At 59.1% G+C, this 12,502-nt stretch carries 9 protein-coding genes and 2 pseudogenes; 10 read left to right on the top strand and 1 reads right to left on the bottom strand.

Annotated features, from left to right (window positions below; genetic code table 11):
* The 6 genes and pseudogenes from JKL46_RS32645 to JKL46_RS32620 all read left to right on the top strand — a co-directional run.
* Window positions 1-381 (top strand): ATP-binding protein (locus JKL46_RS32645; protein WP_201842463.1); only part of this gene is annotated, 381 nt, incomplete at its 5' end.
* 51 nt (window positions 382-432) lie between these two features.
* Window positions 433-726, top strand: a pseudogene (locus JKL46_RS36055) (helix-turn-helix domain-containing protein); the annotation flags it as partial.
* Between the two features lie 2 nt (window positions 727-728).
* On the top strand, window positions 729-1,310 hold the full coding sequence (locus JKL46_RS32635; protein ID WP_343074173.1) for a transposase: 582 nt from the start codon (window positions 729-731) through the stop codon (window positions 1,308-1,310).
* A 183-nt stretch (window positions 1,311-1,493) separates the two neighbouring features.
* A complete protein-coding gene (locus JKL46_RS32630) occupies window positions 1,494-2,612 on the top strand; it encodes an ABC transporter substrate-binding protein (RefSeq protein WP_201842458.1) in 1,119 nt (372 codons plus the stop codon).
* Window positions 2,613-2,831: 219 nt separating this feature from the next.
* A complete protein-coding gene (locus JKL46_RS32625; protein ID WP_201842467.1) occupies window positions 2,832-3,830 on the top strand; it encodes an ABC transporter ATP-binding protein in 999 nt (332 codons plus the stop codon).
* A 132-nt stretch (window positions 3,831-3,962) separates the two neighbouring features.
* Window positions 3,963-5,720 carry an ABC transporter permease subunit gene (locus JKL46_RS32620; RefSeq protein WP_246529692.1) on the top strand — a complete coding sequence of 586 codons (1,758 nt, stop codon included), beginning with the start codon at window positions 3,963-3,965 and terminating at the stop codon, window positions 5,718-5,720.
* Between the two features lie 653 nt (window positions 5,721-6,373).
* On the opposite strand, the gene JKL46_RS32615 is transcribed toward JKL46_RS32620, so the two are convergent.
* On the bottom strand, window positions 6,374-6,568 hold the full coding sequence (locus JKL46_RS32615; protein WP_201842455.1) for a hypothetical protein: 195 nt from the start codon (window positions 6,566-6,568) through the stop codon (window positions 6,374-6,376).
* A gap of 840 nt (window positions 6,569-7,408) precedes the next feature.
* Between JKL46_RS32615 and JKL46_RS32610 the strand changes: the two genes are divergently transcribed.
* From JKL46_RS32610 to JKL46_RS32595, 4 genes and pseudogenes are all read left to right on the top strand, one after another.
* Window positions 7,409-8,521 (top strand): M14 family metallopeptidase, encoded by a 1,113-nt coding sequence (locus tag JKL46_RS32610; RefSeq protein ID WP_201842453.1) that lies wholly within the window; start codon window positions 7,409-7,411, stop codon window positions 8,519-8,521.
* A gap of 221 nt (window positions 8,522-8,742) precedes the next feature.
* A complete protein-coding gene (locus tag JKL46_RS32605) occupies window positions 8,743-10,179 on the top strand; it encodes a M20 family metallopeptidase (RefSeq protein WP_201842451.1) in 1,437 nt (478 codons plus the stop codon).
* A 137-nt stretch (window positions 10,180-10,316) separates the two neighbouring features.
* A complete protein-coding gene (locus JKL46_RS32600; RefSeq protein WP_201842449.1) occupies window positions 10,317-11,684 on the top strand; it encodes a CapA family protein in 1,368 nt (455 codons plus the stop codon).
* A gap of 375 nt (window positions 11,685-12,059) precedes the next feature.
* A pseudogene (locus tag JKL46_RS32595) lies at window positions 12,060-12,425 on the top strand (IS110 family transposase); the annotation flags it as partial.
* Between the last annotated feature and the right edge of the window lie 77 nt (window positions 12,426-12,502).

The raw sequence follows: 12,502 nt of genomic DNA, 5'->3' as shown, positions 1-12,502 counted from the left end.
GGGATTGCACGAGCGTGCATTCGCGCTGGATCCCGCGGGCGGTTCTACAACGTGGTTGATCTGGTCAACCGGCTGGAGGCTGAGGCCCGTGCAGGCCGGCAGGGTCGAATGGCGGACTATCTCGCGCGGATGGACTTCGTTGTGCTGGACGAACTCGGCTATCTGCCCTTTGCCCAGTCGGGTGGCCAGCTTCTGTTCCATCTGATCAGCCGGCTGTATGAGCAGACCTCTGTGATCGTCACGACCAACCTGGCCTTCGGTGAATGGCCGAGCGTCTTTGGTGACGCGAAGATGACCACCGCCTTGCTCGACCGGCTGACCCACCACTGTGAGATCGTCGAGACTGGCAACGAGAGCTGGCGCTTCAAGAACAGGATCTGATGAAGCCACCGAAGGGCGGTACTGCATCTATGCCGGCGGGGTCAGGATTGGATGCTGATCGGGGGTCAAACTTGGAAGCCGATTGACACGGCAATCCGCATTTACCAGGCTTATGATGGCTCCCATCCCAGCATGATCAATTCGCCAGCAGTATCTCAACCGAAGCAACTCCAAGCGGGCTTTGCCACCGAGCGCTGGACCCTCAAGCACATCGCCGCCCTGATCGAGCGCGAGTTTGGGGTTCACTACCATCCGCGCTATCTGGAGCGGCCGCTGAAGGCCCATGGTTTCAGCCTGCATCGTCCGGCCACCAGGGCCAAGGAGCGCGACGAGCTCGCGATCGCGGTCTGGCCCAAGCGCGACTGGGTTGTTTTAAAAAGAAGGCCCAGCGGGAAGGCCGCACGCTCCTTCTTTGGGACGAGACGGGCCACAGCTTCCGCGCCCGGCCAGGCACCACCTGGGCGCGGCGCGGGATCACCCCGGTGCTCCAGCGCCTGAGCAAGCGGCCCGAGGTGTCGAGCATCGTGGCGATCACGCCTGACGGGCGGCTGTATGCCCGCCACTTCCGCACCAGCGTCACGAGCCCGACCGTGATCTCGGCCTTGCGGTATTTCCGGTGCAGAATCGGCACACCGCTGCTGGTGGTCTGGGATCGGCTCAACGCCCATCGATCACAGCTCACCACCGCCTTCATCGCGGCTCATGCGCAGGACTTCGCAATCGCCTACCTGCCGGCCTATGCGTCCGAACTCAATCCGGAGGAACAGTGCAATGCATTCGTCAAGCGGGCTATGGAGAATGCGCTACCCGGATCAGTCGACGACCTGCACCGTCTGGTGCGTCTTGAGTTCGACCGCCTGCAGCGACGACCCAAGATGATCGTCAGTTTCTTTCGACACGCAGGCCTCTCCGTCACAGGACATTCGTGAAGATCATTAAGCCCATCTCGCTATCAGATGCCCAATATATGTAAACTGAATTTGACGTACTTCCCGCCAGGAACTGATAACTAATTGGAATACGGTAGAACAGCGGCAAGAAAGCTGCTGCATGGGATCAATCACAAGTCATAGGGATATCCCGTTCACCTGCGGGATCAATAGGAGGACACAATGAGCTTTCGGATAAACCGCAGACGTTTCATGCAGACGACATCAGCTGCCATCGCAGTTGGCACCCTGCCTTCTGTCGCTGGCGGGGCTTTGGCACAATCCTCAGGTGAGTTGAGGGTGTTGGTCGGCGGAGGTGATTGGGGGAAAGCCAATATTGAGGCCTACGTTAAACCATTCGAAGCAGAGACCGGGGTCAAGGTGACCACAACGACGGACGAGATGGGCATTGCTCAGCTTGAGCTGATGACGAAATCGCGGAACGTGACGGTCGACGTTTTTAGTATGAGCCAAGCCTCTGCGTTCATCACAGCTGGGAAGGGCCTCGTGGAGCCGATCGATTACTCCATCTACAAAAAGGACGAGTTGGACGGGATCATAGACTTCGCCAAGCAGCCGTTCGGCGTTACCGCGCTCATTTACTCTGTCCTGATGGTCTATAATACCGAGAAGTTCCCAGCTAATAAGCCGCGGCCGACCACTTGGGCTGACTTCTGGGATGTCGAGAAGTTTCCAGGTGTCCGTGCACTCCAGAGCGGGGTAAACGGAGGCGGTGCATCTGGACCGTGGGAGGAAGCTCTGTTGGCCGATGGAGTGGCTCCGGACGCCCTTTATCCGATCGACATCGACCGTGTTTTTGCGAGCTTGGATAAGATCAGACCCCATGTACGCAAGTGGTGGGAGTCGGGATCCGCGATCCAGCAGATCATGCACGATAAAACCGCCGATCTCGTGAGCTCTTTCGACGCCCGAGCGAAGTTGTTGATTGACCAAGGTGATCCGCTCGAGATCAATCGGAATCAGGCCAAGCTGACCTGGGACTACTGGATGATCCCTAAGGGTAGCCCAAATGCGCGGAACGCGCAGAAGTTTATCGAGTTTGCCACACGTGCCGAGCGTCAGGCGGCCTTCGCCAAACTCTTCCCAACTGGTCCAAGCAATCTCAACGCTTTCAAGCTGATACCGGATGAGCTGGCCCGTAAACTTGCCAGCCATCCAGACTACCTGAAGAACAGCATTCCCGTAAACGGCAAATGGTACACGGAAGTCGGACCTGACGGCAAGACGAATAGCGAGCGGCTGCTGCAGCGCTGGAACAAGTGGATCTTGCAAAAATCATAGATCTCTGCAGCACGTTACTCTCTCCTTCACCAAGAGGGTGTCGAACGGCGCGCGGGCTTCGGTAGGCCTGCGCGCCGCCTATAGTTCACCACGCAATCAGATTGTTCTGAAGTAGCAATCGCGATTGTGTAAGCCAGAGATCTCGTTCGGCTTGGCGAGGGCAAAGCATTGAAAAATAGTTCCGTTTCCGCGCAAATCGAGTTTAAGAACGTCACCAAGATGTATGGGACGGTTGCCGCGGTTGAAAACCTGTCACTTTCCGTTCGGCGGGGCGAGTTCCTGACTATTCTCGGTCCAAGCGGTTCGGGAAAAACTACAGCGCTGATGCTGCTCGCAGGGTTTGTGGCGCCTACTGAGGGTGACATCTTGATCGCCGGAAAATCCGTCGCCGCAGTACCGTCCTACCGGCGCGATCAGGGCATCGTCTTCCAGAGCTACGCGCTGTTTCCACACCTGACGGTGCGCCGGAACTTGGAATTTCCGCTCGAAATGCGCGGCATAAACGCCGCCGAAAGGGCGGCGCGGGTCGATCGCATGCTTGAGCGCGTGCATCTTAAGGACTATGGCGGCCGCATGCCGTCACAACTGAGCGGCGGCCAGCAGCAGCGCGTGGCGCTTGCCCGGGCGCTGATCGCTGATCCCCCGGTCCTCCTGCTCGACGAGCCACTCGGCGCCCTCGATCGCAACCTTCGCGAGCAGATGCAGGGCGAGCTAAAGAGCCTGCACCGCGAGTTCGGCAAAACCGCCATCTGTGTCACACACGATCAGGAGGAGGCGCTTACCTTGTCCGACCGCATCGTCGTCATGCGGGCCGGGCAGATCGAGCAGGTCGACACGCCGGAGGCCCTCTACGACCGGCCATCAACGCGCTTCGTAGCGAACTTTTTGGGCGAGGCCAACATCCTCGACAATCCCGGTTTCAAGATCGAATCCGATGCAGCGCAGCCAGCCGGCACCGTGGCTATGATCAGACCAGAGCGTATCTGCGTTGCCGCTCCCGCGGCACCGAAACGCGCCGATGGGAACCAGCGCCAATCTGTCACCGGCACGGTTGAAGACATGATCTACGCCGGCTCGCTGCGGAAGTATCATGTGCGTGTTGGGAGTAGCATGCTCATTGTACGTGAGCATGTTGCATCGGAGCAGCGAACTTTTCGACGCGGTGACGAGGTGCGGCTCGAATGGCTGCGGTCCGACATTCGCTTCGTTATTGCATAAAAATAATAGGTTGAGGGCATAGGGTTCATGGAAACACTTCAGAAAACCGGTCGAAAGCCTATCACGCGCGCTGTTCCGGCTTCCGCCATGGGAAGAATAAGGCCCGTAGAGACGCTTCAGAAACTCAGGCGAATGCCCATTCTGCTCAGTGTGCCAGCCTTTGCCATCCTGCTTGCCGTTTATGCCATACCGATCGTTGAGCTCTTCCTGGCCAGCCTCGATGCGCCCTCCTTTTCGCTCGCCCACTATCGGGAATTTTTTGCAGAAGGGGCGAACATCACCGTACTCTTCCAGACCATTGAGATCAGCGCTGTGGCTACAGCCATCTGCGTCATCATTGGCTATCCCACGGCCTATCTGATCGTGGCTGCCTCGAAGCGGCTTCGCATCGTGCTCATAGTGCTCGTCTTCATTCCTTGGTTGACCAATGGGCTAGTTCGCACCTATGCATGGGTCGTGATCCTTGGCGATCGCGGGCTCCTCAATAATCTCATGCTCGAGCTCGGGCTGATCTCCAGTCCACTGCATCTTGTCTACAACCGAATGGCCGTTTACATCGGCATGGTCCATATCATGCTGCCGGCTATGATCCTGCCGTTGCTTAGCGTAATGTTAGGCATCGACAAGTCGTTGGTGGCTGCGGCCCGCAGTATGGGTGCGCGGCCCTTTGTTGCCTTCTGGCGCGTATTCCTGCCTCTCAGCCTGCCGGGCCTGCGCAGCGGTTTATTGCTGACCTTTATCTTTTGTCTCGGCTTTTACATCACGCCGGCTACCCTTGGCGGGTTGAACGATGCCATGCTGTCAACTTTCATCGTGAGTCAGGTTGAAGCCGTTGGCAGCGTGGCATCCGTTGCCGTCCCGTCCTTCGTTCTCTTGGCGGTCACCATAGTCGTACTCTCCGTCCTTGGACTGGATCTTTCCGGCAATCAGGGGCGTGAGGGTCAACCAGCGCAGACATCATTCCGGCCGAGCTGGCTGCTCTCGTTCGGCCCGTTGATACGCTATCTCAGTGAGCTTGCCGCTTCCCACCGGGCAAAGCGCTGGACGGCCGAACGCTACAAAGCCGGGGGCAACAGCCGCCGCTCGGCGAAGACCGTCGGCGGGGTGTGGGTCGCGCTTGCCATTTTCTTCCTGCTGTTTCCAGGTTTCGTCGTGATGATCATGTCGTTCAGCGACAAGCCGTATCTGGAATTCCCACCCTCCGGCCTTTCGCTGCAGTGGTATCGTTCTTTCTTCAACGATCCTTCTTGGATCGGCGCGTTCTGGACCAGCGTCCAACTCGGCATTTGGGTTGCAGTCCTGTCGACCATCGTGGGCACTCTCGCGGCCTATGGCCTCAGCCGAACTCATCCGCGGGTGCGCCGGCCCCTAACCATGGTGATTCTGTCGCCGATCACGTTTCCAAGCATCGTCGTCGGCGTTTCTGTTTATCAAGGGCTGTTTGCACTTGGAATGATCGGAACACAGTCCGGCATTATCTTGGCGCATACCGTTGGCGCTATCGGTTCTGTCTTTATCATCGTCTCCGCGACTCTTGCGAATTTTGACCGGCGGCTGGAGCAGGCGGCGCAGAGCATGCGGGCCGGACCGCTGCGGACCTTTATGAGGGTGACGCTGCCGCTGATCCGGCCCGGCGTGATCGGCGGTGCCGTGTTCGCCTTCCTCCACTCTTTCGACGAACTGGTCATCACGTCACTGATCAGCGTATTCTCGATCCGCACACTACCGCTGAAGATGTGGGAGGATATCCGCAACCAGATCGACCCAACGATCGCCGCAGTCGGTTCGATGTTGACGGTTCTGCCCGTGCTCTGGCTGATTGTCCTCTACGTCGGGTGGTGGCGCTCGAGGCTGACGGCTCAGAGCGGGGTCTCGGTCCCCACTACTTGAAGCACCGGCTTTCAGATGTCGTCGGAGGTGATTGCCTTGATCAGCAGGGGGAACGTAAGCTCCAAGCTAAGACCATTCAGCTCCCATAGCTATGCGGTCAAAGGTCTGGGTGGGCCAGGCGTGCGCTCGGCTTGGTTCATCTTAGCGTGGCCGGCGGCGATGATGGCAGAAGACCGCCCACCGCCATCACCGGCGGCGATCAGGCTCCTCTCTCCCGTAGTTGTTCTGTGGCCTGAGGGCGCGCTGAATAGTTTCGGAGTCGAGCACAACGTACCCGTCCGCGGGAAGCGCTCAAGCGCTTCTCGCCGGCCGAGCGCATAGCGGATCGCCTCGGCAGCGTCTGATTTGCCCGCCGGCTTCGGAAGATCGTGTTCCCATAGCGCAGGGAGCGCCCGCGAAAATGACAGCAGATTTCTGCTGCCGCGCGAATATCCGAGCGGCCGGAGCCTTCTACGCCGCTGGCTCCGCGGTAATGACCAATAAGCCGCCGGCGCTTCAGTCGCAATGCCGTTCCCGATGACGCGAGCGGACGCGACCGCCGGAACAGCGTCGTCGCAGGCCTTTGAGGCGTAGTTGCGACGCCGCGTAACGATCACCCGCAAACTCGCCGAGGTCATGTCGATCTGATTGGAGACATCCTCGGCGACCAGGATTCACTTCGGCCCCTCGCAGGCGGCAGAAATCACTGGCTCGATAATCACTTCGATCCCCTCAGCATGTGCGTCAAAGTCTACCTGCGAGCGCGTCGGCGCGGGTTTGTTTTCGAACGATCCTGTGGTTTTCTTCAGTTGAGTGTCGATGACCGCCAAGGCGGTTTCGATCTCGTCAAATGCGAGGGTACGTGACAAATACTTTGATCGTACTGGATCGATGTTATAATCGCGGCATCCGATCAGGGTGGCGAAGAGACTGACCTCTGTATACGTCCCACGTCCCGGAGCGATTTGGGAGCACGGTCAATGGTTCGCGACGCAGGGGCTGACCGCCTCCTCTGGCACGGCAACGCTGGCTACTCCGAACATCTGATCGGGCAGCGAGCGCGAACGAGGTTCGAATAGGCTTCCGCGGCAACGTGCGCGACCTTGGAAGCTCCTTCCATATGAGGTGCGACGGCTCCATGACGGCGGTCGGGACCGTCAGGAATTCTGTGCGGGAGGCCGGTTGCGTCGTCGGGAGATGAGCCTTTCGTCGAAGACAACCGTGAAATGCACTTTGGCGGTCACATCGTTTTGCGTGGCAAGCCCCGGCTCCTTTCATTGTGCCGGTGGAGATCTTGGCAGCCATCATCCGGCGGCCTTAAGAAGGGCAAGAAAGTGCGGCCCCTGCGCCAGCTGCCTTCCCCTAGGAGGGCAGACGCCGCCCGCTCAACCGCGGACGGTGTTTCCGGGTTGCTCTGGTGAACCCAGATTTAACTTGCGACGCGAGAGAAATACAAGTGGAGTAGGAACACGCACGCGCTCTGCACCTTGCAGCGAAGGTCAAGCCGCGGCTCTTCAACATGGATTTCATCACTCTGTCAGTCGCACTCGCGCGAACCGTCGTACGATCAGTAAATCAGATGAGCACCATCTGTATATTATTCTTTTCTGCTGAAACGCCTATGCCACATATTCGCTTCAAGTTTACACCGTACGAGGCCGATTAGGCTCGTTTGACCACACCATGCCGTAAACGCGAGGGGAGCGGTAATGCTTTCGGTTACAGAAGATATCCCACTTTTCACCTCTTGGATTGGTACGCGGCGGCACATTACCGTCTATCGTTTCGGCGTTGGGCGCCCAGGCCCCAAAATTTACTTGCAAGGTGGGTTGCACGCTGACGAACCCCCTGGGATGCTGGTACTCCATCACCTCATTAGACTTCTTCAAGAAAGAGATGACGAGCCCAACGGTGAGATCATCATAGTCCCATGTGCCAATCCAATCGGTCTTTCCCAACGAATACAGGGGCACCTGGCTGGACGTTCCGACTTGGGGGTTGGCGGCAACTTCAACCGGAACTTTCCCGACGTCAGCGCTCAACTTGGCGAACAGCTCTCGCTGCTCCGAAGCGAGGGGCACGTTTTAGATGAGGCGGCTATCAGACTAGCACTCCGGAATGCGGTCGCCGTGGTGGTTCCCAAGACTGAGCTCGACAGCATGAAGAAAGCGCTTTTGGGCCTCGCGATTGATGCGGATTACGTGGTGGACGCCCACTGCGACAACGGGGAAGTGGTCTATGCCTTTGTTTCCGATCCGGACCACCCTGCGGCGGATCTGTTGTCTCGCCACATCCGCAGTGTCGTCACCATTGGCGGTCGGGCCGACGTGGTCACCTTCCCGGCTGCGTGCTACCGGCCCTGGCGCGTGGCTCGAGAGCTTCTTCCCGACGTGGCAGCAACCAGACGCTTGGCCGCCACGATCGAGTATCGCGGGACCAGAGATGTCAGCGATGATGTCGCAACCGAGGATGCACAGGGCTTAATAGGTTTCATGGAAGCCGTAGGGGTTCTGGAGTCCAGCGGGAAGGTGCAGCCGGAAGCTGTGTCGCTCCGCACGACTCTTGAATGCGTCGAATATGTTCAAATAAGTGCGCCCGGCCTCCTCATCTTTTCGAAGGCGACTGGCGACAATGTCGAGGCGGGCGAAGAGGTTGCGCAAATCCTGGATCCCACGACAGGTGAGAGAAAATCTGTGACGGCACGCTCTTCCGGTATTATGTTCGGGCGAGTTGGAAGCAGGGTCGCGGTGCCCGGTTCGACCATCGCCACCATTGCTGGCACTGCGCCGCTCGCAACGGACCCTGGCGACCCCTATCCATAGATCCAGACCATCCAAACAATACAGTGGTCCACCAAGGTGTAGATCTGATGACGCTGGCCCCACGGTCGAGCGGGAATCCGCGCTGCCGTTGGAACAGCGTTCTCTATTCGCCAACTTGATCAAACTCTGATGATGGCGAGTGTGGCCTGAGCAACCCGTTCGACAGAGTTCCATATGCGTTTCCTAGGTTACCGCAACGGAACCCTAGAAAAGATGTAACTATGCACAATGACCGCCTGAGCCTCGAGCTCATTGCCCGCCACGTCGACGCCAAGGCCGAGGATTACTGCGCCTTGAGCGACCGCATCTGGGCGGCGCCGGAACTCGCCTTCGAGGAGCATCGCTCGGTGGCGGAGCAGATCGCCATGCTGGAGCGCGAGGGCTTTCGCATCACGCCGAATGTCGGTGGCATGGCGACCGCCTTCGTGGCGGAATATGGCAGTGGCGGTCCCGCCGTCGGAATTCTGGGCGAGTTCGATGCGCTGCCGGACCTGGCGCAGGTGTCCGGCCTCACCGAGCACAGGCCGACGTTAAGCGGCGCGCCTGGCCATGGCTGCGGCCATAACCTGCTCGGGGCGGGATCCGCACTGGCGGCCGTCGCCCTCAAGGACGCGCTCGAAGCGGAGGGCATTGCCGGCACCGTGCGCTTTTATGGCTGCCCGGCGGAGGAGGCTGGTGGAGGCAAAACCTTCATGGCGCGGGGCGGCCTGTTCGATGATCTGGATGTCGCCTTCTGCTGGCATCCGAACGTGGTCAACGAGGTCTCGACCACCTCGTCGCTCGCCAGCATTGGGGCCTACTTCCACTTCAGGGGCCGGGCGGCGCACGCAGCCGCCTCGCCGGATTTGGGCCGCTCGGCACTCGACGCTGTGGAGCTGATGAATGTGGGCGTGAACTACATGCGCGAGCACATGCCATCCGACGCGCGCGTGCATTACGCCATCACCCACTCGGGCGGCGATGCGCCCAACGTGGTGCAGGCTTACGCGGAATCGATCTATTCCGTGCGCTCGCCGCACCTGCCCGACGCGGAGCGCCTGTTCGAGCGCGTGAAGAAGATCGCAGAAGGCGCAGCGCTGATGACAGAGACTTCTATGACGGTGCAGATTACCGGTGCCTGCTCAAACGTCCTGCCCAACAAGGCGCTGCAGGAGGCCATGTACGAGAACATGCGCCGCCTCGGCCCGCCTGCCTTCGATGAAACCGATGTCGCCTTTGCCGAGAAGCTCCAGAAGGCGGCGCTGACCCAAGAGGAGATTCTCGCCAGCGTGAAGCCGCACGACCTTTCGCTGAAGACCAAGGTGCTGCACGACGATGTGCTCACTATGCCGGTCCGCGAGGAGGTGATGATGGGCTCCACCGACGTCGGCGACGTGAGCTGGATCGTGCCGACGGTTCAATGCCACACCGCGTGCTTTGCCATCGGCACGCCGTTTCACACCTGGCAGCTCGTCACGCAGGGCAACCTGCCCGCTGCGCATAAGGGCATGGTGCTCGCCGCCAAGGCCATGGCGTCGACTGCCGCCGATGTCTTACGCAACCCCGATCTCGTCGCCCGCGCCAAGGCCGAGCTGAAGGAGCGCACTGGCGGCCGCGCCTATCGCTGCCCGATCTCCGATGACGTCACCCCGGACGATCTGCGGGCCAAGGCAGCCTGAATCCCTTGCCGCGATCCTCGGGGGATCTACGCCTTCTTCGTGCGGCATTTTATATTATTACATGAATGACTTACGGGGCAAGATCGTCAAATGCAGAGTAGAATGCAAGTGAAGCGATCCGCCAAGGAGTAGATTTGATGACGCAAGATGGTAAATTTGATAGCGTCGGCTCGACGGATACGAATGTTGCAGACGGCTTCACCTTGGTAGCGGTCGGCGATCTCATGATAAGGCGGCCGGTGACCAAAAGTCAATTCTCCGACTTCGGTACTATTATCGAGATACTTCGGGATGCTGATGCTACGTTCGGCAACTTGGAAACGAACATCTTTGATATACGAACGTTCAAGGGAAGCCCGCAAGCTGAGCATGGCGGAGCTTATCACGCCGGCCCACTGGAAATCGGACCAGACTTGAAGGCAATAGGATTTAACGTCCTGTCTTTCGCGAATAATCACACGTTTGACTGGGGCCTTGAAGGCATGCGCGAGACGATCCGTGTGCTCGATCAAAACGGGATCACCCACGCGGGTGCGGGTGAGAATTTGGCGCAGGCCGGAGCCGCTCGCTATCTGGAAACCGCACGTGGGCGCGTGGCATTGGTGTCGTTCGCTGCAACCTTCACACCCATGTCACGTGCCTGCGATCCCGCCGGCGAGGCACCGGGCAGGCCGGGACTCGCCGCCTTACGGTTGACTAAAAGTATCATTGTAGAGCAGGAGATGCTCGAGGGCTTGAAGCGGATACGCGATGCGTTGCCTGACCCCGTGCTTAGTTCTAACGATGAAGACCAAATTGTTCTGGACGGAACGATATACAAAGCTGCGGGCAACGTCGGTTACAGCTTCGAACCTAACCCGCACGATGTCGCCAACATTCTACGAAACGTCCGCCAAGGCAAGCAGTTCTCCGATTTCCTAATCGTCACGAACCACGGTCATGAGCCCGAAAATTGGAGCCAGGAGCCGCCTGATTACGAACAATCGTTTGCGCGCAGACTAATTGACGCTGGGGCCGACGCATATGTCGGGCATGGACCACACCAGTTGCGAGGCATCGAGATTTATAAGGGTCGTCCGATCTTCTACAGCTTGGGAAATTTCATCTTTGACAACCTTCAGATGTTTGAAGGAGCAGACTACTTTGACGACCATGGTAAGGACCCGAAGGTCGACACGGTTGCCGATTTGCTAGTCGAAGCGATGAAAGAGTTTCCGGGCACGGAGTTCTATGAAAGTATCATCACCGTTAGCCGGTTTGAGCAAAACCAGCTCGCTGAGTTGCGCCTCTACCCGGTCGAGCTCGGGTACTCGAAGCGGTTGGCCGACCGAGGGGTGCCGCATCTCGCTTCTACGCCGCAAGCAGAAGCCATCCTGAGGCGTCTACAGCAGCTCTCGGAGCCATTTAGGACCGAGATCACCATCGAAAAGGGCGTTGGGGTCATCAGACTGAAGCCCCCAGCTCGCAGCGATGATGCCATCGCATCTTGTCACACCACGGATTGACCTGAGCGCTTCTCTGAGTGCCACATCACAGCGGGCAGCGCACAAGGCATTATCAACTTGATATTGAGGAAGGTAACACCGCAGGCAGCCGGTCCGAATTTGTCTATGAGTGTGACTGGATTTGCTTCGGCTTAAATGCTGCTGGCGAACGGTCGCGAATTTTCAATCCGCCTGTGGCGAGAGAAACAGGGCGCCCTATGATCGGCTGCGGAGGGGAGCGGCCGATGCCAATGTGGTGGTCCCAACCCCGATGGCGAACATGGTCCACGGGCTGCTGCGCACTTGAGAGTGGTGACGCCCAGGCGATCCCGGTTAGGAATGTGATGATCTCGCGCAGTCCCGCCCTCCGTTGATGTCACCTAGGAGGAGCCTGCCATGCCGCGCAAGTCGCCGTCCCGCCTCGTGCGGGATCTCGCCCCGATCCATCCCCATGCGGCCGCCGTCGACATCGGCGCCCGGATGCATGTGGCAGCCGTCTCGCCCCGCTGCGATCCCGAGCCGGTGCGCACCTTCGGGAGCTTCACGGGTGACCTGCAGCGCCTCGCCGACTGGTTTGGCCAGTGCAGAGTCGCCACGGTGGCCCTGGAGTCGACTGGGGTCTACTGGATCCCGCTCTACGAGATCCTCACCCAGCGCGGCTTCGCGGTGGTGGTGGTCAATGCCCGCGAGGTCAAGCAGGTGCCGGGCCGCAAGACGGACGTGTGCGACGCCCAGTGGCTGCAGCGTCTGCATGAATACGGGTGGTCTTGCTTCGAAAAAATGGAGAGCTTCTGATGAAGCAGGAGGATCTCCATGCCGAAGACCCGTTTTACGAGAGA

The organism is Microvirga zambiensis WSM3693 (genome assembly GCF_016735695.1).
Taxonomy (GTDB): Bacteria; Pseudomonadota; Alphaproteobacteria; order Rhizobiales; family Beijerinckiaceae; genus Microvirga; species Microvirga zambiensis.
This window is presented reverse-complemented; position numbering and strand designations above follow the sequence as displayed.